28 protein-coding genes are annotated in these 26,225 nt (G+C 56.3%); 5 read left to right on the forward strand and 23 right to left on the reverse strand.

Annotated features, from left to right (window positions below; genetic code table 11):
• Window positions 1-2: 2 nt before the first annotated feature.
• The 16 genes from rplN to rpsL form a co-directional block, all read right to left on the reverse strand.
• Window positions 3-368, reverse strand: a complete 366-nt coding sequence (gene rplN / locus RBB63_RS04490) for a 50S ribosomal protein L14 (RefSeq protein WP_309381514.1) — start codon at window positions 366-368, stop codon at window positions 3-5.
• A gap of 44 nt (window positions 369-412) precedes the next feature.
• Complete coding sequence (gene rpsQ, locus RBB63_RS04495; protein WP_309381516.1) at window positions 413-703, reverse strand: 30S ribosomal protein S17; 291 nt, start codon at window positions 701-703, stop codon at window positions 413-415.
• Window positions 704-722: 19 nt separating this feature from the next.
• Window positions 723-920 (reverse strand): 50S ribosomal protein L29, encoded by a 198-nt coding sequence (gene rpmC / locus RBB63_RS04500; protein WP_309381518.1) that lies wholly within the window; start codon window positions 918-920, stop codon window positions 723-725.
• A gap of 36 nt (window positions 921-956) precedes the next feature.
• Window positions 957-1,385, reverse strand: a complete 429-nt coding sequence (rplP, locus tag RBB63_RS04505; protein WP_309381520.1) for a 50S ribosomal protein L16 — start codon at window positions 1,383-1,385, stop codon at window positions 957-959.
• A gap of 89 nt (window positions 1,386-1,474) precedes the next feature.
• Window positions 1,475-2,110, reverse strand: a complete 636-nt coding sequence (gene rpsC / locus RBB63_RS04510) for a 30S ribosomal protein S3 (protein ID WP_309381522.1) — start codon at window positions 2,108-2,110, stop codon at window positions 1,475-1,477.
• A 21-nt stretch (window positions 2,111-2,131) separates the two neighbouring features.
• Complete coding sequence (gene rplV, locus RBB63_RS04515) at window positions 2,132-2,485, reverse strand: 50S ribosomal protein L22 (RefSeq protein ID WP_269541537.1); 354 nt, start codon at window positions 2,483-2,485, stop codon at window positions 2,132-2,134.
• A 13-nt stretch (window positions 2,486-2,498) separates the two neighbouring features.
• Window positions 2,499-3,062 (reverse strand): hypothetical protein, encoded by a 564-nt coding sequence (locus RBB63_RS04520; RefSeq protein ID WP_309381524.1) that lies wholly within the window; start codon window positions 3,060-3,062, stop codon window positions 2,499-2,501.
• Between the two features lie 29 nt (window positions 3,063-3,091).
• Window positions 3,092-3,361, reverse strand: a complete 270-nt coding sequence (gene rpsS / locus RBB63_RS04525; protein ID WP_309381526.1) for a 30S ribosomal protein S19 — start codon at window positions 3,359-3,361, stop codon at window positions 3,092-3,094.
• 40 nt (window positions 3,362-3,401) lie between these two features.
• A complete protein-coding gene (gene rplB / locus RBB63_RS04530; RefSeq protein WP_309381527.1) occupies window positions 3,402-4,259 on the reverse strand; it encodes a 50S ribosomal protein L2 in 858 nt (285 codons plus the stop codon).
• Window positions 4,260-4,376: 117 nt separating this feature from the next.
• The gene (gene rplW / locus RBB63_RS04535; protein WP_309381530.1) at window positions 4,377-4,667 is read right to left on the reverse strand and encodes a 50S ribosomal protein L23; all 291 of its coding nucleotides are present in this window, start codon (window positions 4,665-4,667) and stop codon (window positions 4,377-4,379) included.
• A 31-nt stretch (window positions 4,668-4,698) separates the two neighbouring features.
• Entirely contained in the window at window positions 4,699-5,328 is a 630-nt protein-coding gene (gene rplD, locus RBB63_RS04540; RefSeq protein ID WP_309381532.1) for a 50S ribosomal protein L4, read from the reverse strand.
• 29 nt (window positions 5,329-5,357) lie between these two features.
• Complete coding sequence (gene rplC / locus RBB63_RS04545; protein WP_309381534.1) at window positions 5,358-5,999, reverse strand: 50S ribosomal protein L3; 642 nt, start codon at window positions 5,997-5,999, stop codon at window positions 5,358-5,360.
• Between the two features lie 197 nt (window positions 6,000-6,196).
• Window positions 6,197-6,505, reverse strand: a complete 309-nt coding sequence (gene rpsJ / locus RBB63_RS04550) for a 30S ribosomal protein S10 (protein WP_269541527.1) — start codon at window positions 6,503-6,505, stop codon at window positions 6,197-6,199.
• Window positions 6,506-6,546: 41 nt separating this feature from the next.
• A complete protein-coding gene (fusA, locus tag RBB63_RS04555; protein WP_309381536.1) occupies window positions 6,547-8,712 on the reverse strand; it encodes an elongation factor G in 2,166 nt (721 codons plus the stop codon).
• A 51-nt stretch (window positions 8,713-8,763) separates the two neighbouring features.
• A complete protein-coding gene (gene rpsG, locus RBB63_RS04560; protein ID WP_309381538.1) occupies window positions 8,764-9,237 on the reverse strand; it encodes a 30S ribosomal protein S7 in 474 nt (157 codons plus the stop codon).
• Window positions 9,238-9,257: 20 nt separating this feature from the next.
• A complete protein-coding gene (rpsL, locus tag RBB63_RS04565) occupies window positions 9,258-9,638 on the reverse strand; it encodes a 30S ribosomal protein S12 (protein ID WP_309381540.1) in 381 nt (126 codons plus the stop codon).
• Window positions 9,639-10,019: 381 nt separating this feature from the next.
• On the opposite strand from rpsL, the gene RBB63_RS04570 reads away from it, so the two are divergent.
• Together RBB63_RS04570 and RBB63_RS04575 are read left to right on the forward strand one after the other, a co-directional pair.
• Window positions 10,020-10,244 carry a hypothetical protein gene (locus RBB63_RS04570; protein ID WP_309381542.1) on the forward strand — a complete coding sequence of 75 codons (225 nt, stop codon included), beginning with the start codon at window positions 10,020-10,022 and terminating at the stop codon, window positions 10,242-10,244.
• Window positions 10,245-10,357: 113 nt separating this feature from the next.
• Window positions 10,358-11,686, forward strand: coding sequence for an arylsulfotransferase family protein (locus RBB63_RS04575; RefSeq protein ID WP_309381544.1), 1,329 nt, complete (start codon window positions 10,358-10,360; stop codon window positions 11,684-11,686).
• Between the two features lie 5 nt (window positions 11,687-11,691).
• On the opposite strand, the gene RBB63_RS04580 is transcribed toward RBB63_RS04575, so the two are convergent.
• From RBB63_RS04580 to RBB63_RS04600, 5 genes are all read right to left on the reverse strand, one after another.
• Entirely contained in the window at window positions 11,692-11,982 is a 291-nt protein-coding gene (locus RBB63_RS04580; protein ID WP_309381547.1) for a hypothetical protein, read from the reverse strand.
• Window positions 11,979-13,385 carry a radical SAM protein gene (locus RBB63_RS04585; protein WP_309381549.1) on the reverse strand — a complete coding sequence of 469 codons (1,407 nt, stop codon included), beginning with the start codon at window positions 13,383-13,385 and terminating at the stop codon, window positions 11,979-11,981. Before RBB63_RS04585 ends, RBB63_RS04580 begins: the two co-directional genes overlap by 4 nt.
• Window positions 13,355-14,143, reverse strand: coding sequence for a prolipoprotein diacylglyceryl transferase (locus RBB63_RS04590; protein WP_309381551.1), 789 nt, complete (start codon window positions 14,141-14,143; stop codon window positions 13,355-13,357). The genes RBB63_RS04585 and RBB63_RS04590 overlap by 31 nt, the downstream gene beginning before the upstream one ends.
• 185 nt (window positions 14,144-14,328) lie before the next feature.
• Window positions 14,329-16,752 (reverse strand): HzsA-related protein, encoded by a 2,424-nt coding sequence (locus RBB63_RS04595; protein WP_309381553.1) that lies wholly within the window; start codon window positions 16,750-16,752, stop codon window positions 14,329-14,331.
• A gap of 205 nt (window positions 16,753-16,957) precedes the next feature.
• The gene (locus RBB63_RS04600; protein ID WP_309381555.1) at window positions 16,958-17,458 is read right to left on the reverse strand and encodes a DUF3859 domain-containing protein; all 501 of its coding nucleotides are present in this window, start codon (window positions 17,456-17,458) and stop codon (window positions 16,958-16,960) included.
• Window positions 17,459-17,720: 262 nt separating this feature from the next.
• Here RBB63_RS04600 and rho point away from each other — a divergent pair, with 262 nt between their 5' ends.
• On the forward strand, window positions 17,721-18,878 hold the full coding sequence (gene rho / locus RBB63_RS04605; protein WP_309381557.1) for a transcription termination factor Rho: 1,158 nt from the start codon (window positions 17,721-17,723) through the stop codon (window positions 18,876-18,878).
• 51 nt (window positions 18,879-18,929) lie between these two features.
• The gene (locus tag RBB63_RS04610) at window positions 18,930-19,394 is read left to right on the forward strand and encodes a hypothetical protein (protein ID WP_309381559.1); all 465 of its coding nucleotides are present in this window, start codon (window positions 18,930-18,932) and stop codon (window positions 19,392-19,394) included.
• A gap of 97 nt (window positions 19,395-19,491) precedes the next feature.
• Here the strand turns inward: RBB63_RS04610 and RBB63_RS04615 are convergent, their stop codons facing one another.
• Both RBB63_RS04615 and RBB63_RS04620 read right to left on the reverse strand, forming a co-directional pair.
• Window positions 19,492-22,644, reverse strand: coding sequence for an SUMF1/EgtB/PvdO family nonheme iron enzyme (locus RBB63_RS04615; protein WP_309381561.1), 3,153 nt, complete (start codon window positions 22,642-22,644; stop codon window positions 19,492-19,494).
• Between the two features lie 28 nt (window positions 22,645-22,672).
• A complete protein-coding gene (locus RBB63_RS04620) occupies window positions 22,673-22,987 on the reverse strand; it encodes an FmdB family zinc ribbon protein (protein WP_309381563.1) in 315 nt (104 codons plus the stop codon).
• A gap of 141 nt (window positions 22,988-23,128) precedes the next feature.
• Between RBB63_RS04620 and RBB63_RS04625 the strand changes: the two genes are divergently transcribed.
• Window positions 23,129-26,176 (forward strand): ATP-binding protein, encoded by a 3,048-nt coding sequence (locus RBB63_RS04625; protein ID WP_309381565.1) that lies wholly within the window; start codon window positions 23,129-23,131, stop codon window positions 26,174-26,176.
• Window positions 26,177-26,225 lie beyond the last annotated feature (49 nt).

A 26,225-nucleotide genomic window follows, 5' to 3' on the forward strand; every position in this document is an offset into this window, starting at 1 on the left:
GGTTACAAGACTTCCGGTGCGAGCGAGATGATCTTCATGAACTTCTTGGAACGGAGTTCACGAGCCACCGGCCCGAAGATACGGGTGCCGCGCGGGTTGCTGTTGGCGTCGAGAACGACGCATGCGTTTTTGTCGAAACGAAGGTAGCTGCCATCGGCGCGGCGAATCGGCGCCTTGGTGCGCACGACTACGGCCTTGACCACAGAGCCCTTCTTAACGGAGGCCTCGGGGCTGCTTTCCTTAACGGTGCAAACGATAATGTCGCCGACGGAGGCGGTTACCTTTGCTTGGCCAAGACGACGAATCATGAGCACTTCCTTAGCGCCCGTGTTGTCGGCTACTTCTAATCTGCTTTCCGGCTGAATCATTGGAACGGGTTCCCTTTAATGGTTAAAGCGGCTTCCGCTCGGCGTTAGCCGACGATCGGGGCCTTTTCTAAAATCTTCACGACACGCCAACGCTTCAGCTTGCTGAGCGGACGGGTTTCCATAATTTCCACCTTGTCGCCGACGGCGCATTCGTTGCTTTCGTCGTGAGCGTGGACTACAGTCTTACGCTTAATTTCCTTCTTATAGAGAGGGTGCGGAGTCTTGTAGAAGAAAGTTACCTTGATGGACTTGTCTCCAGTGCGGCTGGTGACAACGCCTACGAGGTCCTTACGGTGGCTGCTGCGAGCCGGTGCCTGTGTTTCTGTTTCGGACATTTTCGTAATGAGTTAGCGGTTAGGCGGCGGATGCAGCCTTCTGCTTCAGGATGGTTTCGATGCGGGCGATGTCGCGGCGGATCGTGCGCAGCTGGGCCGGGTTTTCCACTTGGCCGACTTGCTTGCGCACACGGAGATTGACGAGCTCTTCGCGGGACTCGCGGAGCTTCTTGTTGAGTTCCTCAGGGGAAAGTTCGCGTATATCTTTTGCTTTCATGGCAAGCGTATATTGTCGGCGCTATTCGAGCGGAGTTTAATAGGTTTCGAGTTCTTCGCGGCTAACGAAACGGCACGGGAACGGCAGCTTGCCGTCGGCGCGACGCATGGCTTCGCGAGCAGCTTGGGAGCCACAGCCTGCTACTTCAAAAAGCATGGTGCCGGGCTTGACGATGGCGCACCAGTATTCAACCGGGCCCTTACCTTTACCCTGACGGGTTTCCTGGGGCTTCTTGGTGACAGGCTTGTGCGGGAAAACGCGGATCCAGAGCTTACCGCGACGCTTGAGGTAGCGGTTGATCGCGACACGGGCTGCTTCGAGCTGAGCGGCGGTCAGACGGCCACGGCCGAGGGCCTGGATGCCGAACTCACCGAAAGCGAGGGTGTCGCCGCCCTTGGCGCGTCCGCGAATGCGACCCTTGTGCACCTTGCGGTACTTGGTCTTGGATGGAAGGAGTTTAGCCATTGGTCTAAAAAGTTAAAATTATAAATTCAAAATGATAAAAATTCGGAATCCGTTTTTTGAATTTTGAATTCTGAATTTCGCCTTTAATTTTACAGGCTTTCTTCGGAGCTAGGGTTACAGATCCAGCACTTAATGCCAATGATGCCATACACGGTGCGGGCTTCGGTGAAACCGTAGTCGATGTTTTCACGCAGGGTGTGTAGGGGCACGCGGCCTTGACGCTGTTGCTCGGTGCGGGCGATTTCCGCGCCACCAAGACGACCGGAGCACTGAATACGAATGCCGTCAGCGCCCATTTGCATAGTCGTTTGCACGGCCTTCTTCATCGCTCGGCGGAAAGAAATGCGGCGCTCAAGCTGCAGTGCTACGTTCTCGGCGACGAGTTGGGCCACGAGGTCGGGCTTCTTCACTTCGGCGATGTCGAGCAATACGTCGCGATCAACCAACTTGGAAAGGTCAGCCTTGAGCTTGTCCAGCTCGGCGCCCTTGCGGCCGATCACGATACCGGGACGTGCAGTGAAGATCTTGACGCGCACACGCTGGCCAGCGCGCTCGATGTAAATCTTGGGCACGGAGGCGAAGCGCAGACGCTCGTTGAGGAACGTGCGGATCTTGTTGTCCTCGTGGATGAACTCGGGGAATTGCTTCTTGTCGGCGAACCAACGGCTATCCCAGTTGCGACGGACTGCGAGGCGGAAGCCAATAGGATTTACTTTCTGACCCATAATGGAATTGCGATAAAGGTTTTAGCTGGCGGCCGCTTCCTTCACTTCGTCAGTGAGGATAATGCGGATGTGCGAGGTGCGTTTACGGATTGGGTGAGCGGAACCGCGGGCTACCGGCTGGAAACGGCGGAAGGCGGGACCTTCTTCGATGATCGCGCTCTTGATCACGAGATCGTCGGACGAAAGGTTGTGGTTGTTTTCCGCATTGGCGATGGCGCTGGCCAGCGTCTTGCTGAGCAGGCGTGCGGATTTGCGCGGGATGAACTTCAAAAGGTCCATCGCTTCGTTGGCGGGAAGGCCCTGGATTTCGCGGGCGACTTCACGAACCTTCTTGGGCGACATGCGCGCGTATTTGGTTAATGCCAAAACTTCCATGATGACTATGCTGTTAAGAAAATTGAACGGTCTTGATGCGGGCCAGGTCGCCAAATACGATTGTGCGGCCCGGTTGGAGATTAACAATGAGGCCGGCGGAGCGATCTGCTTCGACTGCCACTAAGATGATGGTTCCGATGACGGCGTCGTTGCGAAGCACTTCGCAAAGCATGCCAACCCGGAATCCCTGGTCGAGGCCGTCGTCGAGAATGACGATGTCTGCGGCCTTGTTTTCAGTGACCCCAAACACGACCGCCTGGCCGGAGGGGTAAATGCTGCTGGAGGCAAACTCCGGGCCAGTGACTTCCTCGTCGCGGCCCGTGTAGCGTAACGCGGCCGATTCAGCGGGAGTCAGAGCGGTGTAAACCACGACTTCCTCTTTCTCAGCGGCGATTGCCTGCGGCGTAATTGGCCCAACTGGCTTTTCTGCTTCCACTTCAATCTCCGCCCATTTGCCTTCGAAGTCCGGAGCAATGTAGCTCAGGTCGAAGCGGGCGTCCGTCTGCACCTCGGCATGCGCCAGCCCGCCGATCAATAGACCGGTTGCGAGGAGCGCTTGTGTGAGGATGCGGAACATTGGATTAATGTGGAATCGAGGTTGCGGGTTTACTTCTTGCCGACGCCTTGGTGCCCCTTGAAGGTGCGCGTAGGAGCGAACTCACCCAGCTTGTGGCCAACCATGTTTTCCGTGACGTAGACGGGCATGAAGCCCTTGCCATTGTGTACGGACAGGTTGAGACCAACGAACTCAGGAGTGATCGTCGAACGGCGCGACCAGGTCTTGATGGGCTTGTTGGAGCCAGCGCTTTGCGCGGCTTCAATCTTGTCCATCAGCTTCGGGTCAACGAAGAAGCCTTTTTTGATCGAACGTGCCATGTGTAATTAATTCAGGATTAAATTCTCGGATGATGGGTGCTTAGCGCTTCTTGACCTTGCGGCCATTGCGGCGAACAACGATGAGCGCATTGGAAGTCTTGGACTTCTTGCGGGTCGGGAAGCCCTTGGCGAGCTGACCCCATGGCGAGCATGGGTGCTGGCGACCACCACCGGACTTGGAGCGGCCTTCACCACCACCATTTGGGTGGTCGACCGGGTTCATCGCCATACCGCGGACCTTCGGGCGCTTGCCCTTCCAGCGATTGCGACCAGCCTTGCCGATAACTTCGTCACCGTGCTCTTCGTTGCCAACGCGGCCAATGGTGGCGCGGCAGTTGGAGTTCACCTTGCGGATTTCGCCGGAAGGCATCTTCAAAGTAGCATAGTCCTTGTCGATCGAGATCAACTGGGCGTGCTGACCAGCGCTGCGAGCGATCTTGGCGCCCTGCCCTGGCAACATTTCAATGCAGTGAATGAAGGTGGCGGGGGGGATGTCCTTGAGGCGGAGGCAAAGACCGGGAGTGAATTCTTCCACCTTTTCGTTGGTGTTCAGAATCTTGTCTCCGACCTTCATGCCACGGCAGGCAATGACGTAACGCTTTTCGCCATCGGTGTATTGCACCAGAGCGATGTTGGCCGAGCGATAAGGATCGTATTCGATCGTCAGCACTTCAGCTTCCATCTCAAGCTTCTCGCGCTTGAAGTCGATGAGGCGGTAAAGGCGCTTGTGGCCACCACCACGGTGACGCGAAGTGATGCGGCCGTAGCAGTTGCGCCCCTTCTTGTCGTGGAGGGACTGCGTCAGGCTCTTCTCCGGATTATTCGGCGCGACCTGTTGCTTGTTTTGAACGCGGAAACGCTGACTCGGAGTGACTGGTTTGGTTTTAACTAAAGCCATGGTATTTAAATTATGAATTCAGAATTATGAATTATGAAAGATGAGTTGTTAGGTGAGGTTGGTTAACTGCGTCCTGATGGTTTCATCATTCAGCATTCATAATTCATCATTAATTAGTTAGACCAGTTCGATGCTTTCGCCCTCGGCGAGAGTGACGATAGCCTTCTTCATAGCGGAGGTTGAGCCGGAACGACCGCGAACCATACGGTTGCGCTTAGCCTTGCTACGCTGGTTAATGATGTTCACGCGCACCACTTTCACGTCGAAAAGTTTTTCAACGGCGGAAGCGACTTCGCGACGATTGGCAGTTGGGAATACTTCGAACGTGTACTTGTTGGTGTTAGCGGTCAGATCGGCCGCCTTTTCCGTCACGCGGTATTCCTTGATGATGTTGCTGGGTGAAAACATGATTTCGCCTTATCTATTTCGTAGATTGCGGTTACTTGCCTTCGCCGGTGCGAGCGAGCACGGCTTCAATGCCCTTCTCGCTGATGACGACGTTGTCGAAGCGAACGAGGTCGTAGGCGTTGAGGGAGGCGGAGTCGGTGATGTAGACGCGTGCTACGTTGCGCGCGGAAAGTGCGGTGTTGTCGTCGAACTGCTGATCAACGATCAGAATTTTGCCCTCGGGCTTGATCTGGCTGATGATCTTATCGAAGTCTTTGGTCTTCGGTGCAGACATTTCGAACTTTTCGATAACGGACAGTTCGCCGTCAGTCGCCTTGTCGAAGAGCGCGCGGCGCATGGCCAGTTGCTTAACCTTCTTGTTGGCATGCTTGGTCCAGTCGCGGAGCTTCGGGCCGTGGGCCACGCCGCCACCAACGTAGATGGGGGACTGGCGGTCGCCGTGACGGGCGTTACCGGTGCCCTTCTGGCGGTAAACCTTCTTGCCGGAGCCAGACACTTCTGCGCGGCTCTTAGCCTTGGCGTTACCCTGGCGCAGGTTGGACTGGTAAGCAACGACGACATCCTTCAGGGCTTGCAGGCCCTTGTCGCCTTCGAAAGTCGGGATGGCAAACTCCTTATCCGTGCTGGAGGCGCCGTCGGCAGTAAATACTTTGAGCTTCATGATGATGATTTCCTCTCAGACGTTAATAGTTATGCGGAGCGCTTCTTCTTGACCGCAGTGCGAACATAAACGGTGCCGCCATTGGCGCCGTGGACGCTGCCCTTGATCAGGAGCAAATTCTTGTCTTCAATGACCTTGATGACCTTCAGGTTCTGGGTGGTGCGACGCACGTTGCCATCATGGCCCGGCATCTTCTTGCCCTTCCAGACTTCACCTGGCCACTGGCACTGACCGTAGGAACCACCACGACGGTGGAACATCGAACCGTGTGCAGCAGGACCGCCGCCGAACTCCCAGCGCTTAACGACGCCTTGGAAGCCCTTACCTTTGGTGGTGCCAATGATGTCCACCTTTTGGCCCGCTTCGAACTTGGATACGGTCAGCACGTCGCCAACGTTGTATTCAGCGTCGTGGTCGCCAGTGCGGAATTCGCGCAGCTCCTTAACGGCGCCAACCTTCGCCTTGGCGAAGTGACCCTGGAGTTGCTTGGAGACGCGTTGCTCCTTCTGTGCGCCGTAGCCAATCTGTACGGCTTCGTAGCCATCCGTGTCGGATGACTTCACTTGAATGACTGGGCATGGGCCAGCTTCAACAACGGTCACGGGCACTAGCTCGTTGCCGTCGAAAATCTGGGTCATCCCAATTTTCTTACCAATTAGGGTAAAGCTCATAATGACAGAGGCAGGTGGAAAGTTGGCGTTGGGCCGCGTCTCCGTTTTCGAGAGACCTGCGTGAAGGTTTAGACTGTGAGTTGGTTAAACTTAGCGAAAAGTGTGCAAAATTATAAAAAGGAAGCCGCGTAGTATCGGGATTTTTTTCGATTTGAAAAGAAATCTTTTCTATAATTTTGATTTTTTTTCGAGAGAACTTAAACAGTGATGTTAATGTCCACGCCAGCGGGCAGATTGAGCTTCTTCAGCTCGTCCACGGTCTGGGCGGTAGGCTCGATGATGTCGATGAGGCGCTTATGGGTGCGCAGCTCGAATTGATCCATCGACTTCTTGTCAACGTGCGGAGAGCGGTTGACGGTTACTTTTTCAATGCGCGTGGGCATGGGGACGGGACCGCTGACGCGAGCGCCGGAGCGCTTTGCGGTGTCCACAATGTCAGCTGCAGACTGATCGATGATGCGATAGTCGTAACCGCGGAGTTTGATGCGAATTTTAGGACCTGCCATGATAGTGAAAGGTTAGAGGATGATTGGTAAAGGGATTGGTGTTAGGCGCGGGCTGGCTTGTATCCGCTGCCCTCGGTGATCGCCTTGAGCACGCTATTCGGAACCTGCTCAAAACAAAGTGGTTGCATACTGTAGTCTGCACGCCCCTTGGAAAGGGAACGCACATCGGTGGCGTATCCGAACATCGTTTCCAGCGGCACCTTCGCGTCAATGACGGCCAGGTTGGTCTTGGATTCAATGCCTTGGATCTGACCGCGACGACGGTTGATGTCGCCCACGATATCGCCTTGGTATTCGTCCGGCACATTCACTTCCACTTCCATGATGGGTTCGAGCAGAACGGGTCCTGCCTTATCCATCGCGTCGCGGAAGGCGAAAATGCCAGCCATTTTAAATGCCATTTCGGAAGAATCGACTTCGTGGAACGAGCCGTCCACAATCGTCGCCTTCCAATCCACCACCGGATAACCGGCGATGGTGCCCGATTGAGCTGCTTCCTTAATGCCATCGCTGAAGGGCTTGATGTATTCCTTCGGGATGGTTCCGCCAACGATCGCATTAACGACTTCAATGCCCTTGCCCTGCTCTTGGGGCTCAAGCTTGATGATGCCGTGGCCGTATTGGCCCTTACCACCCGACTGGCGGACAAACTTGCCCTCGCCGTCAGCGGCATGCGTAATCGTTTCGCGGTAGGAAATCTGCGGTTTGCCAGCTTCGGCTTCGACCTTGAACTCGCGGAATAAACGGTCGCGAATAATTTCGAGGTGGAGCTCGCCCATGCCAGAAATGATCGTCTGGCCGGTTTCTTCGTTGCTGGAAACCTTGAAAGTCGGGTCTTCGTCAGCGAGGCGCTGGAGCCCCATGGAAAGTTTTTCCTGGTCGGCCTTGGTGTTCGGCTCGATGGACATCGAGATAACTGGGTCCGGGAACGAGGGCGGCTCAAGCACGAGGGGGGAGTCCTTGGCGCAAAGCGTGTCACCTGTGACGACTTCCTTGACGCCAACCAGAGCGCAAATATCGCCTGAGTAAGCCACATCGATGTCTTCACGGGCGTCAGCCTTCATCACCATGAGGCGGGAAATACGCTCAGACTTGCGGGTGCGCGGATTGTAAAGCTGGTCGCCCTTGCGAAGCGCACCGCGATACATGCGGAAGAAAACCAGTTTGCCGCCCGTAAACTTGTCGTTCATCAGCTTGAACGCGAGACCGGCGGGCTTGCCAGCGTCATCAGCCTTGATGGCTTCGATTTCGCGTTCGCCATCTTCGTCGTGCGCCGGCATGGGCTTCACGTCAAGCGGGCTGGGAAGGTAGTCCACCACGGCGTCCATGAGCATTTGCACGCCCTTGTTCTTGAACGCAGAACCGGGGATGACCGCCATGAAATCGAGGCTCATTGTCGCTTTGCGGATGGCAGAACGGATGAGATTCGGGCTAATAGCCTCGCCTTCGAGATACTTCTCGGCGAGCGCGTCGTCGAAATCGCACAGGGCCTCGATCAGCTTTTCGCGATGGGCTTCAGCCTGTTCGATTTCTTCGGCGGAAATTTCTTCCCAGTTGAAAGTGATGCCAGTTTCGTCAGACGGATCATAAACCGCCGCTTTCATGCGGACGAGGTCGATCAGGCCGCGAAGTTGGTCTTCAGCGCCGATTGGCAGACAGATCGGGTGGGCATTGCCACCGAGCTTTTCGCGAATGGAGTCAACCGCCGCAAAAAAGTCGGCCCCCGTCCGGTCCATCTTATTGACGAACGCGATGCGGGGGACGTGGTATTTGTCCATCTGACGCCAAACGGTCTCGGACTGTGGCTGGACGCCTGCGACTGCGCAAAATACACCGACGGCGCCATCGAGCACGCGGAGGGAACGCTCGACTTCTGCGGTGAAGTCCACGTGCCCGGGGGTGTCGATGATATTAATCTGCTGCTCAATGCCAGCAAAGTCACCGTCCTTGGTGGTCCAATGACAGGAAATAGCGGCGGAGGTGATCGTGATGCCACGCTCGCGCTCCTGCTCCATCCAGTCCGTTACGGCCGTGCCGTCATGAACTTCGCCCGCCTTGTGCACCACGCCCGAGTAGAGCAAGATGCGTTCAGTGGTGGTCGTCTTCCCTGCGTCGATGTGCGCAGCGATGCCAATGTTCCGCGTATACTCAAGCGCGTACTTCCGATCGGAAGCATTCGCTGGAGACAACTGGAGCGTGGTGGACATTGCTGGAAAAGGTCAAAGAACAGGGAAAAAGTGGGCCGAAAAGCCGCAAGATCACCAACGAAGGTGAGCAAAGGCGCGGTTAGCCTGCGCCATCTTGTGGGTCTCTTCTTTCTTCTTCACAACGCCACCAGTGTTATTGTAGGCGTCGATAATTTCTTGAGCGAGGGCTTCGCGCATCGGCACGCCCTTGCGCTTCTTGGCGGCGTCAACCATCCAACGGAAAGCGAGGCTCTGCTGGCGCTCGTAAGTAATTTCAACCGGCACCTGATAGGTGGCGCCGCCAACACGGCGGGACTTGACTTCAAGCTTCGGGCGGACGTTTTCCAAGGCGCCAAGCAGCAGATCAATCGGGTCGCCCTTTTCGAGCTTTTCCGAGACGCGCTCAAAGGCACTGTAAACGATGCGCTCAGCAACGGACTTCTTACCGCGCTGCATAACGAGGTTGATCAGGCCGGCAACCAGCTGGCTTTGATAACGGGGATCGACGGGGACATCCCGCTTTACGGCTCTACGACGACGTGACATGGTGGTTTCTTAAAAAGGGTTTACTTCTTTTCCTTAGGACGCTTCACGCCATACTTGGAGCGGCTGCGGCGACGCTTCTCAACGCCTTGGCAGTCCAGAGCGCCACGGACGATGTGGTAGCGGACGCCGGGAAGGTCCTTAACACGACCGCCACGAACAAGCACAACACTGTGCTCCTGAAGGCTGTGACCTTCGTCCGGGATGTAGGCGATGACTTCGTAGCCGTTGGTGAGGCGAACCTTCGCAACCTTACGGATAGCGGAGTTCGGTTTCTTCGGGGTGCGGGTCATGACCTGCACGCATACGCCACGACGAAACGGATTGCTGGCCATGGCCGGCGATTTCGACTTGGTCTTCTGCAGAACGCGTGGGTTCCGGACGAGCTGATTAATTGTAGGCATTGAAAAAAGGTGGTTTTCCAGGAAAAGAAAAGACCCGCCGAAGCCAAAACACACATGTGCCTGAACCAGCGGGATTTCAGGGAAAGGGGGCGAGACTACGCTTCGCATGCTGCAATGCAAGCGCTTTTTTTGAAAAATTTATGGTTTTTCAGGGGTTTTCTGTCGCCACCCGAATGTAGGCTATATCCCTACCTCAACTCGCCGCTGAGGCAAGCGTGAAACTGGGCAAAGTAGACGTAAACTGCCCGGGATTACCTTAACCAAGCGATTTTTTGCCTAAAATCGCGAATAAACCGTAAATTAGGAGCGTTAAACGCATATATAAACTTAGAGAATGAACTTTTAGGCCGATCACTTTACTAAGAGAGATAAAGCACCCCAATGTCACCCCACCGCAACAGTTCAGCCAAGCAGCGCAACGACTCTTCGTTCGACATCAGTCGCTCCAGCTTTTTCCAGTTTCTGAAAGAAGAACGCGACGAAATCCGCCGACTCCACGCAGATGAATGCGCGCGCGCCGGCGAGGAAGTCGACATCCATGCAGCCCTGCACACTTGGTTCCAGCGTCGCCGCTGGGAATGGGCAGACCGCAAGAGCCGATCCTAGAGATAGCCTGCGCCACCCCATTCGTGGAAACGGAAAGCTTACCCGTTGACCACCCGTAGTTTCCCTGAATACTGAGCGCCCATGCAACGAATCATCGGGGGAAGGGCCGAACAATGAAACTCGTGCAGTGGCTTGCCATCTGTTTTCTAATTGGGCTAATCGCGTTTCTGACCGGCATCGTGATTATGGAGACCAAAAGCTGGCCATACAGCGTCGTGCAGGAGATTACCACCTGGGCCGACGGCCACGCCGAAGAAGAATCCTCCATTCTGGAGAAAGTGGTCAACGACCTCGACATCGAGCCAGCGCGACTCATCACCGAGGTCGACTGGGCGCCCTACGAAAACCTCGATTTTAAGGAAGTTACCATCCCCAACCGACGCTCACGAGCCGAGAAGCCATTGGTCTATGTGTCGCCCAACGCCCCCAAGGGCTACCGCATCATCCATGGTTCGTTTGACTTCGAAAACGGCTTGCATGGAGCCATCCTGCTCGACGCCGAGGGCAACTGCATCCACCAATGGACGATCAACCTCAAGGAGCTGGACCACCGCTCGATCTCTGCCGACTCCACTTTTCCTCACGGCTTCGCCATCCTCCCCGACGGCTCAATCATCACCGCTTTCGACAGTCTCTACCACGGCATCCTGCGCCTGGACAAGGACAGCAACATCGTTTGGGCCAATCCCGGCAATTATCACCACACCATCTCCCCCGATGACGAGGGGGGCCTCTGGACATTTAAAGTTTACGACCTAGTGCGGCTTTCAGCTGATACTGGTGAGGTGCTGGAACAAATCGAGTATCGCAAGGAAATGCTCCCAGCCAATATGAGCGATACGGACCTGTTTGGCGTGCCCACGGTCGATTCACCCCGCGGCTCCGCCATGCCCCAGGGAGACCCCCTGCATCCTAACGACGTGGAGCCCCTCCCCCCCGAGTTGGCCGAAGCCTTCCCCATGTTTCAGGCTGGCGACCTCCTCGTGAGCTACCGGGACTTGAATCTCGTCTGCGTCTTCGACCGCGAAACCCACGAAATCAAGTGGTGGCGCGTGGGGTTCGCCCGTCGCCAGCATGATCCCGACTGGCAGCCCGATGGGCTGATCTCTGTCTTCGACAACAACATGCACCGCGGACCGGCGCGCATTGTCACCATCGATCCGGAGACTTATGACGTCGAAACGCTGGTCGACGGTGAGGAGATTCAATTCAAGAGCTGGCACCGAGGCAAACACCAGATCACAGAAGCAGGCAACGTGCTCGTCACCTCCTCCGTGCAAGGGCGAGTTTTCGAAATAACGCCCGATGGTGAAATCGTATTTGAATTCCTCAATCGCTACGAAGACAACCGCATGCTGTCCGTTTCCGAAGCCATTTGGCTGCCCTCAGATTACTTCGACGCGGGCGTGTTTCCACCCGCCGCGCCAGAGACTGCGGAGTAGCTGCTTTAAGCATTCGCTATCGCCACGAAGCAGACACCGACCCCTACAAGAAACAGCGCCAGGGGAGCCAGAATTGCAGAAGCCACCCAGGCGCCCGCTACGCAGAAATGGCCTTTAACCCCCTGAACGATGCTGATAATAATCGCCACAATGGCCGGACCGGCGATGAAGACCCAGAATAGATCCTGATTCCCCAAGATCAGGCCCAGCAGCGTCGCGACAAATTGCATGCCAAAAACGGTGAAAAAAATCGGCCAGAAATAGGCCTTTTCGTCTGTATCTGAGTCCTGATTCATGACAAACTACCGATGTGGCGGGCGTTCAGAGCGTCTAGGTCGACGCCACACCCTTCGCGGTAAAAGAGGTTCATGGTTTCAAACGGGATGATTCTGCCGTCGGGATGGGCAATATGCACGCACGATTTTTTAATCCCGCGCACATCGAAATTAAACGCGTCCATGAATTCCATAATGATCACCCGGAACACATTGCGGTAGCTCAAATCCGCCGAATCACGAATCATCGGCAAGCAACACAGTAGCTGCCGCAAATGGCCACTAGCCGACTCCGAGCTGGCTCCTGTACTAAGCATTTTCATGGCCGTCTGTCGCAGTGCTGGGTCTCGCTCAAAGATGATCGTGTTCGCAGTTTCGTCCAGCAGACTGCCAGGGTCTATGTGCCGCGTGAGCGGTTGAAACGCTCCCCTTCCCTTCAGCCCGTATGCCATGCAGAGGTAATCAGGATTACACGGCACCGGGATCAAATCGTCCGCATTAAACAGATCTGTCTGCTGAAGAATCTTGCGCCTTACCGCAGAAAGCGACAGCCGCTCCGTCGACGATTGCCCAGCGTCGTTGCGCCCAGCGAATTGCACAGGCTGAAACGTAACCCCACGCACACAGGGCTGTTCCACGGCAAATTCCAAGATAGCGCCCAGCTCATCATCGTTTAAATCACGTCTCACCGTCGCAACCAACGTCGTTGAGATATCGTGCTCATTCAGATGGTCCAGCGCCCGGCGCCTCACGTCAGACAATGCCACGCCGCGCAGTGTTTTGATCGGCCCCTCACGCAAGGAGTCAAACTGCAGGTAGACCTCGAAATTCTCCTTGTAGCTCGCAAGCTGGGCTACAAATTCAGGTTCGCGCGCCAAGCGCAAGCCATTGGTATTCAGCATTAGGTGCTTGATAGGTCGCGCTTTAGCGGCGTCCAGAATGGCGAAGAAATCCGGGTGAATCGTCGGCTCGCCGCCACTGATTTGGATCACATCAGGCTCCCCTTCACTGGCGACAACGTTGTCCAGCATTTGCTCGATTTCCGCCAGCGAACGGTGCCTCCCCACAGTTGGTCCCGAACCAGCGTAGCAAGTTGGGCACTGGAGGTTACAACGATCAGTCACCTCGATAATCGTCAGGCAGAAGTGCTGCTCATGGTCTGGGCAAAGCCCGCAATCATATGGGCAGCCTGCCTTGATCGGCGTTTGCCACTGCATCGGCATTTCGCTGGGCTTCACATAGCTGCGACAACGCAAGAAATACGCGATGTCGTCGGAGATCAACACCTCCTCCACACCATGCTCAGCACAGTGCTTGCGGAGGTAGACGCGGTCGTCGCGAAATATGATTTTGGCCGGGGTGCGCACCAGACAGTTCGAGCAAATGCTGATCGTCAGGTCGTAATACGTATAACTTCGTTGCATGATCGGTAGTGGTTCAATTTTGGCAGGCAAAAAGCCAACAGTCCGACTAGGCAGGCCCATTGGATCGCGGTTAAGCCCAATGCCATTGGAGGCGCAGGCTTGAGAAAATCAACGCCCAGACGGAATGCCAGGTAGGCGCTTAAAAACACCACGAACTGCAGACCTGATCGGCGCAAAAGCCGTTCCTCAGTCACCCAAAGCGTCGCACCCAAGAGCATCAGAAAGGCAATCTCATAGAGCGCCGTAGGATGCCGTAAAACGCCGTCGCCCTGATCCATCGCCCATGGCAATGTCGCAGGGAGGCCCGCCGTGTGGTCCGCAACCCCCGTCAGGAAGCACCCGATTCGGCCGACGATGATGCCCGCAATCAGCGGGTAGACAAACGCGTCACCCGTCGAGCGACGCTCGCCCATTGCCAACTTCGCCAGTTCCACCGCCACCGTTGCGCCCAAGATGGCGCCCACAATCGTCTTGGTATTGTAAAGTTGCATCCAACTGGCATGCGCCCAAAGGGCTTCGACATGCTCGAGCCAGGCTAGCACTCGGGAACCAACTAAGGCCCCCGCTGCTGCCGCGAAAATGACAGCAAATCGCCTGCGATCCGCGATGACATCTGCTCGACGGCGGCGGTTCAAGTAGTAGACCCAAGCCGCCGTCTGAAATGCCAGTAACTCGAAGAGAAAATGCGCCGACACCTCATTCCCATTCAGACGAAAGGTCAGCGGGTAATCGAAGGCGATGATAGGCAAAGTTAACATAAGTGATGTGCTATTTGGTGATAACACATCACATGCCAATTCAATTCAATAAAATCCTAAAACATTAATTAACAGAATCTTAAGGAATTAAAAATCTTTCAACACACCAAAAAGCACTCTGTCACCCAGCCATTTAATGATGGCTAATCAGCCTTCATGGACAATTAATGCACAATCGCCCTGTATCATTCGACACTTGCGGGACGCGCCAGCCGGTAAAACACTGTCGGTGCCGGAACGTCCTCTGCGGGAATGTCGTAGACATCTGAATCGTCGGCCAGGATGATGGTCTCGACGTCGTCCCACTCAGACAGATTCGTGGAACGCTGAAGGACCACCTGCTGCCCCTGATAACCACGTATATAGATGCGGTAGCCCCCCTCCGGCAAAGGCATGGATGCGATTTCGGCGTCCACTGGCGGCGACTCAACCCAAGCAGTCAGGATTTCGTCCATGGCTGCCGGGATATTTTGAGGCGTCGTAGCGGCAGCGTGATCCAGACGATTCAGACCATGGCAACTCGTGCAACTACGGACCTCGCCGGGCTGAAAACTGAGCCAATAGCGCTCGCGGACAACGCCCTCGCCCGCCGCGTCGGTCAACTGCCAGGATAACGCGCGCCGGGCTGGCACAACCGCCACGGCCGAGCCATCGGCCCCAATCAACACCGATCCCGGAGGCGCGCCTGCGTCGGTGCGGTTAAGCTGATTGCTCACGCGCATTGGGCGGGCCAGCACCCGGCGGCCCTGGCGGATGTTGGTGTCGTCTTCACTGGTCATGCCAATGCCACGCACTTGGTCGCCCTGGAAAAACTGCAGGTATTTCACATCGTAAATTTTGTCCGACCCCGCCTCGGGAATCGGATTCTCGTCGCCGTGCACCCGCAGCCAGTACGGCTGCTGCTCGTCGGCGTCATCGCGGGTGGTCACGTCGCGCATGACGACCATCGCCAAGCCCTGGCTGCGCAAGTAAGACTTCAGGTTTTGCAGGCTCTCCCCCACCCCGGCGATCAACTGCGCCTCCTGGTCAGGCAGCTCGATGGGATCGCGGTCCGGGATCGCGCGGGCGCGGAGTTCAACGGGTTGCAATTCCCACAACGGGCCGGTGTAGCTCATCAGCGAGTCCGGGCTCCACCAGGTGTGGGTTTCGACAATGCCGCCGCCACCGGTCAATTCAGAGGTCGGTTCATAGTAGCCGTTGCTGGCGACGCCGAGCACCTTGATGCGGAAATCGTAGCGCGACACCAAGGCGCCGCCAGAGCCCTCGTTGGAGTCTCCGCGTGTTTCGCTGGTGTGCGCAGCGATCAGCAAGCCGTCACTGGTCGGCAGCGGGTCGCGGTAAAGTCCGCTGTGGTCATCACTGGGTTCATTGGACGTATTGCCGGTGTCCGGGTGCGTCAGGTAAGTGACGAGCATATCGTCTGGATTGTCCGTTGGCGCGCCATTGAGCGAGAAGATCAGGCCGCCGGAATGCGTGTCAAACTCCGGTGCATCGACGCCGATGAACAGCCCAGGGGTGACCGGACTTTCCTCGATCATGAACATATTTTCGACCGAGTTCGGGTTCGTGCGGCCATTGGGCGCAATAAACTCCGTGAGCGCCGGATCGTCGTTGATGGCGGTGTTGAAATACTGGTGCAGCTCATGGCGCCCAATGTGATTGAGCGTTTCCATCTCCGTGCCGTCCTCCTCGATCATCCACGGGAAAAAGTGGTTGAAACGATTGCCATTGAGATTCGTGCCCGCCAACAGGTCCGTGCGCTGCGCGCGCGGCTCGGGGAAATATTCCACGCGGGTGTCAAAGAGCCACTCTGCGTCGGCGGATTCGTCAGAGAAATCAAACGTGCCGTAAATGCCGCCCGGGTTCCCGTTGAGCTCATCGCCGTCGGCCTGTTGGTCACGCTGGAGGTGATCCCAGCGAGTGAAAATCACGCGACCATAGCTGTCTATCATCGGCGAAAAGGAGCCCGAGGGCGCGTGCTCCATCAGGAAGAGGTCGCCGGTGGCTGGATCGAGGCTCCAGAGGCCGGTGACGGTTGGCGCCTCCTCGTATTCGTCGAGCTGTGGGTAGAGGTGCGCCTCGCCGCCGCGTGGACGGTCCGTCGTAAAAATGATGCGCCCGTCCGTACCGTAAACCGGCGAAATGTTATTATAATCCTCCGGTTGGTTGGCGACCTTGGTGATGACTGGCGTGTCAAACTTCCCCAGCCCAGTAATCTCATAGAGCTGCCAGCGAAACTCGGTGTAATCATATTGCTTGTAGGGGGCGCCGACGATCATGCTGAAGATGACCGACTGGCCATCCCAGCTCACGCTCGGGTCACGCACAGCGATCGCGGTTGCGCCCTGATGCTCGGTTTGCTCACCGTAGCCTGCGGCTTCAGTGAGGTTTTTTAAATCACCATCCGCATAGCGGATCCACAAGTCGCCCCCGCGTGGTGCGGAGAACATTGTGGCGCGGTGATTGCCAAAGGTAGACCCAATGGTGGTGAAATCCGCCGGCTGCGGCACCTGAGTGACGAAGACGATCGGATTCGTTTGTGCGGACAGTAGAGATGCGGCCAGCAAGCTGGCCGCAGTGGCGAGAGGTTGGCGAATAGCTAGAAACATGTCAGGCGAGTGTTTTCCTTAGAAAAGCCAGAGCTACTTAGACCCATTCTAGGGGTTATCAACGCCAATCACACTCAGGCAATCTATGGAGCTATTTCTTACAAATCCTTCATTGTGGACTTACTTCGTTTTCACAAATGTTACAACACAGGCCCAACCGACAGATTGCACAGCACGTAGTGAAACCAAGTGAGAATTCGAGGCCCTACCCTTCGCAGCTCACCACGGTGAAGGCCTGATCGTACAGGAGTTTATCCCCATTAAACAGGCGAAAACGCCACTCACCGAGCCCGCGCTCGTATTCCTCATCGAAGAAGTAATAGAACTCAAACCAGCCAAAACCATCCTCCGCAAAGATCGGTTGCACGCGCTCAAGCTGGGTGGTGACCTCGCCAGAAGGCAGTGTCATCGGCGGATAGTCCACCACCAGGCGCAGCTCTTCCACGCCCTCCGGCACGTTAAGGATGCCGATTTCGATGCCCAGACCGTGCTTGAGGCAATTGGGCACGGTCCAGGTATTTTCCTCGATGATGATCCAGTCGCTATCCATGCCCAGCCCGTTGGGTGAGTCCGGCGCGACATACGTTTCGCCTTCGTTGGTGCGCATCACGTGGCCATAGAACAACGGCACGACCTCGTAGGGCTTCTCGTGCAGAAGCGCCGCCAGTAACAGAAAGGCAAGTCCAGCTAGACTGTAAATACGCATAGTTTGGTCAACGACTCACTGGCAGCATAGCCCGGGCCCAAGCCAAGCCAACTGGAAAATCTGCCATAAAAATAAGGCTTGCCCCCCGCCCGTGGCTGCTTCATGAAATGAGATACGATAGCGAAAGCGGCGCCGCACTGTAGCACTCTGGCCAAGTTTGCCCGATCAAGTCTTCGCCCGTTACCGCTGCCTAAGACCAAGTTTGGTCATTTGCTAAAAATTCCCTCCCCGGGCGCTGCCTATCGTATTCCCTTGTCTCACTATGAGCGAAACTGAAGCGACAACCAACGCCGCCACCGAAAAAGCGGATAACTCCGTCATCGTCGAAGGCGTCTTCGAACCGTCTAATAACAAGACCGGGCAACTGCTCGACCCCGCGAAAAACGGGCGCACCCGCAAGACGGACCCCTTTGTCCCGCGCGAGATGATCCGCCGCTTCAAGCTGAAGCGCGGCAACTGGATCACCGCCAGCGCTCACCACGACGACCGCTTCCCCAACCCCAAGGTCAAATACATTGAGAAGGTCGACGGGCTGCCAGTCGACAAGCGCAAGGACTGCTATCCATTCCAACAGCTCACCACCATTGCGCCGGACGAGCAGATCAAGCTTGAGTGCAAGGACGGACGCCTGACCACCCGCGTGCTCGACCTGTTTTGCCCCGTCGGCAAAGGACAGCGCGGCCTCATCGTCGCCCCCCCCCGCACCGGTAAAACCACCCTGCTCAAAGACATCGCTGAGGGCGCCCACGAGAACCAGCCGGACATGCTCGTGATGGTTCTCCTCGTCGATGAGCGCCCAGAAGAAGTCACCGACTTCAAGCGCGACCTGCCCTGGGCCGAAATTTACGCGTCGTCCAACGACGAAAACATCGAGAACCACATCCGCGTGGCCGAAATCGCGATTGAGCGCGCCAAGCGCCAAGTGGAAGTCGGCCAGGATGTCATCCTCCTACTCGACAGCATTACCCGCCTTTCCCGCGCGCACAACTCCGCCAAAGGCGGCGGCGGTAGGACGATGACTGGCGGCCTCGACATCCGCGCGCTCGAAAAGCCGCGCCAGCTCTTTTCCTCCGCCCGCAACACCGAAGAAGGCGGCAGCCTGACGATCATTGCCTCGGCGCTGATCGAAACCGGCTCCCGCATGGACGACCTGATTTTCCAGGAGTTCAAGGGCACCGGCAACATGGAAATGGTCCTCGACCGCAAGGCCGCCGAGCTCCGCCTCTGGCCCGCGATCAACATCAACGCCTCGGGCACCCGCAAGGAAGAACTCCTGCTCAACAAGGACGTTCTCGACAAGGTCGGCTTCTTCCGCCGCGCCCTGTCTCCCATGAAGCCCCTCGACGCCACCGAGACTTTGGTCGAGCGCATGGGCACCACGAAGAACAATTCCGAGTTTCTCCGTCTGCTCGACATGTAATGCCAGGCGGATGAACCGGCGAACGGACATTTCGTAAGCGATGCAAAAGCCATGAAATCCATCGCCAAAACGATCATCACTGTTTTGGCATTAGCCGTTCCTCTCTCAGCCGCGAAAATTGAGAACACTTCACTCAAAGAGCTTTGCAGTGTAGACTATCCAGCAAGGACCCAAGCTGGAGATATGAAAGGAACTTTATCCGTTTGTGCTTTGGAGTCAGCTCTGGGCCGTGATGCCTCTCTCTACATTGTTTCATCTTTCGAGAAAGAATACCCATCAGGCATTGATCACATACTCGAGCATTCCATTGGACCAATAATCGAAAAAAGAGGAGAAGAAATTGCTATTCTTTACACATCAGGAACGAATAGCACTTGCGTTGCAATCTACACGATTGAATCAGGGACCGCAGAATTCGTGAAAGTCGAGGTGATAGCCTGGTATGACGAAGGGGTATACCGTAAGAGTGAAGACTTCGAAAAATACGAAAGCCTGCTGAACAAACGAGATGCATAACCAAGCGGCGGACTCGATTCAGCGATGAGTTCCGCGCTTCGTTACCGGCCGCTGCTCAACACTGGCGCACCAGCAGGCAATGAGAGCACTCGTCTGGCTATTCCTGAATAATCGGCGCCAGGACGATGCGAAAACCAGTGCTCGCGTTGCGAGATTGTTCGCTCACTCCTTCACTACGAGACGCTGCGCGTGAGCGGATGGCGAAATCCTCCCAACTACCACCGCGAACCGGGCGACGGCTCGAATCTTCCACGCGCACCCAGTCGGTCACCGAATCGCCGGGCAACCGGGAGTTGTAGTGGTCGAAACACCATTCGCGAACGTTGCCATGGACGTCATATAGACCCCACGCATTCGGTTCATAGCTGCCAACATCTTTAGCCCCGTATTGGTCTTCAACGTTCACTTCGCCTGAGTTGAAATCACGCGGGTAAGAGCCTTGGAAATTTGCGTTCTTATTGGTGGCGGTATCCCCCCAATGGAATGGCCCCCTGGAGCCAGCACGAGCCGCATATTCCCACTCCGCTTCCGTGGGCAAACGGTATTCGTAACCGGCAGGAATGCGTCCAGAGGCGGCTTCACGCTCATTGAGCTTACGGCAATAGGTCATCGCCTCTTTCCAGTTAATGTATTCCACTGGACGCTGCTTCCCCTGCAACCGTGAGGGGTTAAAGCCGATCAACTCAGCGTACTGCTGCTGGGTGATCTCATGCGCTCCAATCCAATAGCCCTGCGACAAGGTAACGGACGTGCTCGGCCCTTCTTCCGGCAGACGAGACGGCTCCGAGAGCGGGCTGCCCATCGTGAAGCTGCCGGGGTTCACCCAAACCAGCGGGATATCGAGAAACGGAACATCATAGGCAGACTGCTTTTTGGGCCCCGGAATGAGCTCCAACGTTGGCGCCCATGTCAGCTTTTCATTCGGCTTAGGCGTGAAGGCCTTACTAACCGCGAAGTAATCTGCATTGCCGATGCTCAGTGTCTGTTCGACGCCAGGCTTGAGCGCCAATTTCATTTCCTCCAACTTCACCTTTTGGCCGTCCAAACGAATGATCCATTCAATATTGGCCGGCGTAGGCTCTAGCGTGAGCGTTGCCGACAGTGGCTTGAGATCGTAAATAACTTTGATCCGCTGACTGTCGATGAGGGCGAACTTCTTGCTGGTGTCCGCGTAGTCAGGATGTGACACATCCAGGGTGATTTCACCTGCTTCGATGTCAGTGATGCTGAATGCTCCGTTTTCGAGATTGCCCGCATCGGCGGAGAACTTCTTCACCCCATGCAAACTGCTGGCGCTGCTTCCGACAATGCTGACGCCCCGCAATAGCTCAGGCGTCGCATCCTTACCGTCAAACTTGACGACAACCGCGATCTCTCCGGATAGCGGCGTCAAATCGCCAAAATCCAGAATCGCCTTGGTTTGTGGGCGGATTGTAACGGCGAGCGTTTTTTCCCGGTATCCATTCAGCTTCGTGGTGAGGAAAAACTCTTCGTTAACCGGCAAATCCTGCAGGGTGATGTTCGTTTTGCCCAGCATGCGATCGCCAAAATAGATGTCCGCATCCTGCGGCTCTGACTTCACGCGCAACACGCCAAGAATCGCTTCAATCGGAATTTCCACGCTATTGGGCTCCTTGGCTGCAAAGGTGTAAGGCCCCGAGGTGGTTGGCGTATAGCCCTGCTTATCGGCGATGATGGTGTATTCTCCCGCATTGAGCGCCTGCGTGGTCGCCAGTTGGCCAGATTCATCGGTTTCGCCAAGCTTGATCTCTTCGCCATCGGCGTCAACGGCGGTCAATTGCACGTTGGGCTGACTGGTGAAGAGGACGTCTGTCAGCGCTGGCTTGAGCTTGATCGTTACCGCTTGCGAGTCTTCAGCAACCTGGATGAGCCTTGAATCAGAAATGTAGCCCGGCGCGTCGAGGACAAAGCGATATGAGCCTGGCAGGATATTTAAGTCCAACTTGCCATCGCGAAGTATGAAATTGTGGTTTGTGCCGCCAATTTTCACGCTAACATTGCTCGGGCTAATGCGGAAGGACAGCCGCGGCTCCTGGCCAGCAGGCGTCTTGATCGCCACCGCACCATCCGGGAATGAGTCTTCCACCAACAGATTGATCGCCGAAAAGACTAACAAAGAAATCACCAGTAACACGACCCCGACGACCGCCAGACGAAATGCGCTGGCGCCCTTACCGCCCTTTTCCTGAAGCTTCTTTGGAACAGGAATAAAATCCAAGTGCCGGAAAATCGTCTTCGTATCGGTGGTGCCAATGGCGGACTTTTGCGCATTGCTGCGCAGGGGCCGAATGCTCTCGAAATTCTCAAAATCTGCCTTGGCTTTGGCGATGCTTTGGTAGCGTCGGTCTGGGTCCCGGTCGAGGCAGTTGGCGATGAAGACGTCCCACTTTTCGTCCAATCCATGCACCACCTCACTCGGCGCCACATAGTCTGCGGTGGGCTTGCGGCCAGTGAGCAACCAGTAGGCCGTGATGCCGAGCGCATAAACATCGGATCGCGCATCCGAGGCTTTGCCCTGCCGCGCCTCGGGCGAGAGGATGTCCACCGTGTTGATGCGAATCGCCCGCCCACCGAGGGCAATCGGGGGAATGCCGGCCGAGACGATTTCCTCGAAACGCTCCTGCCCGATGAGGGTCATTAACCCGAAACCCGCCACTTTGACTGAGCCATCCTTGGCGCGCAGGATGTTGGTCGGGTTCAGGTTAAAATGCTGGATTTTCTTTTCCGCCAGGTAATTCAACCCTTCAAGGGTCTGGCTGAGAATGCTGCGAACCTCGTCCGTCGGCAATCCCATCGGCATGTCTGAGACCAACTCGCGCGGCTCATCCTGATCTGCCTTGCGTTCCTTGATCTGCTTATTGACGTAGTTCTGCAGGTAGTCCGCGAGGTTTTCGCCCTCGAAGGCGCCTCCCGTGAAGGTAAACCGGTCTTTGACCTCGGCCGCCTCTTCAAACGAAAAAATGTTGTCGTGCTCGAGCTTACAAAGCTTGGGCGCAACCTGGGCAAAGCGCGTCTTAAACTCCGGCGTCGGCTCGATGATCGGCGGCATGACGAACACCGTCTTCTCCTCTTTGGCGCGCGGGCGGCGCACACGGTACAGGCTGCCCAACAAGTCGTAGGAGACGCAGCGTAAAACCTGGTAGTCTCCAAATTTTTCGCCAGGCGTCAGGACTTCATAGGCGCGACCGGGCGGGGCCGATGGCGGGGGGGCGGTGGGTTCGTCAGTCATGTCAGCAGCTCAGGATCGTTAGCAGTAGTTACTTCAGTTGGCTTGGGTTGATTACATCAGGCGCTCGTTTATCCTTTCCTGCCGTCCGATGATAATTCCCGGTGAGCTTGTCTCGCTCGTACTTGGTGAACCCGGCCTTCTCGACATTTTTCGTGTCCAGCTTGCTCTTGGTGGCGGCTGGTGTGTATTTCGTGGCAAGATTGGGGGGCAGGAAAACCCGACGCACGGGTTCTCCCGTGCGGGGATGCTTCGTCAGTGGCGCATCGTTCATCGATTGTTCGACCTCGAAAGATTCGCCTTCACTGCCATCCGGGTTGATCACCTGGTATACGTAAATCGGCATGAGTCACCTATTTCGCGAATTCTACGCCTCGGGGCAAGCAGGAATAGCGCCGGTACGCGTCTGAGGCGCCATTCTCAAAAAAAGTGAATCCAAGGGCGCCACTTAGCTTGTAATTTTTCCGTACCGAATAAAACTCAAGGCATGGACATCGCGGCTACTGTGGCTCAAAGGCCGGGCTTACCCGAGTCGGAAGCCACCAAGAAGACTATTCCTTGGTGGGCGTTGATACTGCGATATTTAGGCGCAATCCTGATCTATTTGCTCTTGATGGAAATCGGCGCCTGGATGCCCATTGGTCATTCCATCAACGAAAGCAGCGTCTTTCTCCTTTGGCCAGCTACCGGGTTTGCCCTGGCGATCACCGTGCGTGGCGGGTATGCTTACCTTGGTGTTTTCGGGTTAACGGCTTTTGCCTGGCACCTGTGCTGCTTGCCATTTGGGGCGTTATTCGCTGCGGAGCGAGCGCTATCCATTGTCATCTCGGTTGGCCTGACCACCTTCCTGCTGCGGCGTTTTTTGAAGGACTATGCCCTGGAGGCAATCCGTGACGTATTCGTATTCCTGGCGTTGGGGCCATTTCTGTGTGGGCTGATTCTCGCCGCGCTGACCTCAGCCATACTCTGTGGGCACATCGATGATATCCCCTGGTTTGAATTTTCCCGACTGCTGACGCCCTGGTGGCTGGCCGAAGCAGTCGGCATTCTGATCCTGGCGCCATTTTCCCTTGTCTGGACGGGGCGAACGAAGATCAATTGGCGCAACCGCCAAATATTTGAAGTGTTTATCTGGCTGGTCGTTCTGCTTGGGCTGGCTTTTGCCGTATTCGACAGCTGGGCTCCCACCGACACGCTGAAGTATCCGCTGGAGCTTGCCATGTTCCCGGTGGTTTTCTGGGGCGGCATCCGCTTTGGCCAACGTGGCGCAACGGCGGGCGTGATCATCATCGCGATCATGGCGATCTGGGAAATCCTGCAGGTGCTCGGGCCCACTCAGAAATACATTTCCACCCCGCCGGAGTTCATCTGGGTCTTCGTAGGCATTCTCAGCGCCACGACGTTCTTCCTGGCGGCGATTATCACGGAGGTGCTCCGCAGCGAGGAAAAAGCCGCCTCCAACGAGCAGCATTTGCAGGCGTTCATCGACGCATTGCCCGATGCGGCGTTCATCGTCTCGTCCATCGGTCAGTTTAAGGAAGTCTTCGCATCCCAGCGAAGCGGCGTTTACCAGGACATCGACACGTGGCAGGGCAAGTTCATTTCCGACTACTGGGACGAGGATCGGACCCAGGTCTTCATGAGTGCGATTCAAAAAGTGCTCAGCACCGGCGAGGCCGAAAGCATCGAATACCCGCTGCCGCACAAGGGAGAAGAATTCTGGTTTGAGGGACGGCTTGCGCCCATGCGTGAAAAGGGCGAATCCCATTCACCGGACAGCATCATCTGGGTCGCCTACGAAATCACCGCGCGCAAACGCGCACAACAAGACTTGGAACTGCGCGACCGCGTCTTGCAAGGCGTCGCCGAAGCCACGAACGCGCTGCTCGCCAGCAAGGACATGAACGAAGGCGTGGGCCGCGCCCTGGACAGCATTGGCCGCTATGCGCAGGTCGATTCCATCCGTCTGGTCGCCAGTGATCCCGATCGCGAGCAACGACGCTCCACCGACGCAACGCCTTGGCGCTGGACGAATGCCCCCTTCGCCACGATGACCCGCAGCTCGGATCCCTCCCTGAACTGGAGCGAATTACCCGTATCGTGGACCAATCGCCTGGAGGCGGGCGAGGTCGTCCAATGCTCCGCCGAGAGAGCGGGCGATCTGCGCAAGCTCATGGACGAGCGCAAAATCAAATCTGTGCTCTTGGCGCCAGTTTTTGTCGAAGGAGAATTTTGGGGCGCTTTTGAGCTCTGTGACGACTGCCCCCGCGCCTGGAATGAGTCCGAAATCGCCTCCCTCAGCGTGGCTGCTGGCAGCTTGGGCAGCTTCATCCAAAGCCGTCGCGGCGAAGAGCAATTACGCATGGCCAAGGAAGCCGCGGACCGCGCAAACATGGCCAAAGGCGAATTCCTCGCCATGATGAGCCACGAAATCCGCACGCCGATGAACGCCGTTCTGGGGTACACCGATCTTCTGGCGCAAACCCCGGTCGATGACCAACAACGCGAATGGCTCGGCATCGTCAACCGCAGTGGCAAGGCCCTCCTGGAACTGATCAACAACATCCTCGATTACTCGAAAATCGAGTCTCGCGGAGTCGAGTTGGAATACGTCGAGTTCAGCCTCGAACAATGCGTCATGGAGGCCTTGGAATTGATTTTGGTGAAGGCCAATCAAAAGGGCATCAAAATCAATTATGAGTTTTCCGAAGCCGATCCGGGCAATTTCCTGGGCGATTCGCACCGCTTAAGACAGATCCTGCTCAACCTCGTCAACAACGCAGTGAAGTTCACTGAAAAGGGCAGTGTAGACGTGAAAGTGAAGATCACTGACACCAGACAGCTCGGACGTTGCCGCATCGATGTGCAGGTGATCGATTCGGGCGTGGGCATTCCGCAGGACAAACTCGACAACCTGTTCCAACCATTCTCGCAGGCGGACTCCTCCACCACACGGCGTTTTGGCGGCACCGGCCTCGGCCTGGTGATCAGTAAGCGATTGATCGAAAAAATGGAGGGAGATGTCTACGTGGAAAGCACAGAGGGCAAAGGCTCGACTTTCGCCTTTCACGTCTTCCTCAACCGCGCGGCCAGTCAACCCAAGGCCATTCCGTTGCCCTTGCCGAAAAATACGCCGCTCGCCGTGCTGGCGCCGCTGACGATACTCGTGGTCGAAGACGACCCAGTCAATCAGCAGCTCACGCGAGATATCCTCAACGGCATGGGCTACGGCATCTCCATGGCGGCCAATGAATCCGAGGCGGCGAAGCTTCTGGCGGAAAAGAAATTCAACTGCATCCTGATGGACATCCAGTTACCCGGCAAAAGCGGGTTGGACATCACTCGGGACATTCGGGCCGGCCTACACGGCGCGGAGTATGTGAAGATCCACATCATCGCCATCACTGCCAACGCCTTGCCAGGCGACCGCAAAAAGTGCCTCGACGCGGGCGTCAATGACTACCTGCCAAAGCCACTGGCGCTTCAATCCCTAACCGACGCCCTGATCCTCTGCTCGCAAAAGCGTGGCCGCTAGGGCATAGCGACGCTGGAAAATTTTTCCTTCGTAAATGACCACTCTTCAC

The sequence above is a fragment of the Cerasicoccus frondis genome (genome assembly GCA_031296915.1).
Classification (GTDB): domain Bacteria; phylum Verrucomicrobiota; class Verrucomicrobiia; order Opitutales; family Cerasicoccaceae; genus Cerasicoccus; species Cerasicoccus frondis.

Bases quoted from the DNA above. Each gene is read 5' to 3' on its own strand.
- rpsL (WP_309381540.1), bottom strand. From the start codon at position 9,638: ATGCCTACAATTAATCAGCTCGTCCGGAACCCACGCGTTCTGCAGAAG.
- RBB63_RS04595 (WP_309381553.1), bottom strand. From the start codon at position 16,752: ATGTTTCTAGCTATTCGCCAACCTCTCGCCACTGCGGCCAGCTTGCTG.
- rplV (WP_269541537.1), bottom strand. From the start codon at position 2,485: ATGGAAGTTTTGGCATTAACCAAATACGCGCGCATGTCGCCCAAGAAG.
- rplB (WP_309381527.1), bottom strand. From the start codon at position 4,259: ATGGCTTTAGTTAAAACCAAACCAGTCACTCCGAGTCAGCGTTTCCGC.
- RBB63_RS04620 (WP_309381563.1), bottom strand. From the start codon at position 22,987: ATGCCGATTTACGTATACCAGGTGATCAACCCGGATGGCAGTGAAGGC.
- RBB63_RS04600 (WP_309381555.1), bottom strand. From the start codon at position 17,458: ATGCGTATTTACAGTCTAGCTGGACTTGCCTTTCTGTTACTGGCGGCG.
- rplD (WP_309381532.1), bottom strand. From the start codon at position 5,328: ATGAAGCTCAAAGTATTTACTGCCGACGGCGCCTCCAGCACGGATAAG.
- fusA (WP_309381536.1), bottom strand. From the start codon at position 8,712: ATGTCCACCACGCTCCAGTTGTCTCCAGCGAATGCTTCCGATCGGAAG.
- RBB63_RS04575 (WP_309381544.1), top strand. From the start codon at position 10,358: ATGAAACTCGTGCAGTGGCTTGCCATCTGTTTTCTAATTGGGCTAATC.
- RBB63_RS04610 (WP_309381559.1), top strand. From the start codon at position 18,930: ATGAAATCCATCGCCAAAACGATCATCACTGTTTTGGCATTAGCCGTT.
- RBB63_RS04520 (WP_309381524.1), bottom strand. From the start codon at position 3,062: ATGTTCCGCATCCTCACACAAGCGCTCCTCGCAACCGGTCTATTGATC.
- rplP (WP_309381520.1), bottom strand. From the start codon at position 1,385: ATGGCTAAACTCCTTCCATCCAAGACCAAGTACCGCAAGGTGCACAAG.
- RBB63_RS04580 (WP_309381547.1), bottom strand. From the start codon at position 11,982: ATGAATCAGGACTCAGATACAGACGAAAAGGCCTATTTCTGGCCGATT.
- rpsC (WP_309381522.1), bottom strand. From the start codon at position 2,110: ATGGGTCAGAAAGTAAATCCTATTGGCTTCCGCCTCGCAGTCCGTCGC.
- rpsJ (WP_269541527.1), bottom strand. From the start codon at position 6,505: ATGGCAGGTCCTAAAATTCGCATCAAACTCCGCGGTTACGACTATCGC.
- rplN (WP_309381514.1), bottom strand. From the start codon at position 368: ATGATTCAGCCGGAAAGCAGATTAGAAGTAGCCGACAACACGGGCGCT.
- RBB63_RS04585 (WP_309381549.1), bottom strand. From the start codon at position 13,385: ATGCAACGAAGTTATACGTATTACGACCTGACGATCAGCATTTGCTCG.
- rpsS (WP_309381526.1), bottom strand. From the start codon at position 3,361: ATGGCACGTTCGATCAAAAAAGGCTTCTTCGTTGACCCGAAGCTGATG.
- RBB63_RS04570 (WP_309381542.1), top strand. From the start codon at position 10,020: ATGTCACCCCACCGCAACAGTTCAGCCAAGCAGCGCAACGACTCTTCG.
- RBB63_RS04625 (WP_309381565.1), top strand. From the start codon at position 23,129: ATGGACATCGCGGCTACTGTGGCTCAAAGGCCGGGCTTACCCGAGTCG.
- rplC (WP_309381534.1), bottom strand. From the start codon at position 5,999: ATGAGCTTTACCCTAATTGGTAAGAAAATTGGGATGACCCAGATTTTC.
- rpsG (WP_309381538.1), bottom strand. From the start codon at position 9,237: ATGTCACGTCGTCGTAGAGCCGTAAAGCGGGATGTCCCCGTCGATCCC.
- RBB63_RS04590 (WP_309381551.1), bottom strand. From the start codon at position 14,143: ATGTTAACTTTGCCTATCATCGCCTTCGATTACCCGCTGACCTTTCGT.
- rpsQ (WP_309381516.1), bottom strand. From the start codon at position 703: ATGTCCGAAACAGAAACACAGGCACCGGCTCGCAGCAGCCACCGTAAG.
- rplW (WP_309381530.1), bottom strand. From the start codon at position 4,667: ATGTTTTCACCCAGCAACATCATCAAGGAATACCGCGTGACGGAAAAG.
- RBB63_RS04615 (WP_309381561.1), bottom strand. From the start codon at position 22,644: ATGACTGACGAACCCACCGCCCCCCCGCCATCGGCCCCGCCCGGTCGC.
- rpmC (WP_309381518.1), bottom strand. From the start codon at position 920: ATGAAAGCAAAAGATATACGCGAACTTTCCCCTGAGGAACTCAACAAG.
- rho (WP_309381557.1), top strand. From the start codon at position 17,721: ATGAGCGAAACTGAAGCGACAACCAACGCCGCCACCGAAAAAGCGGAT.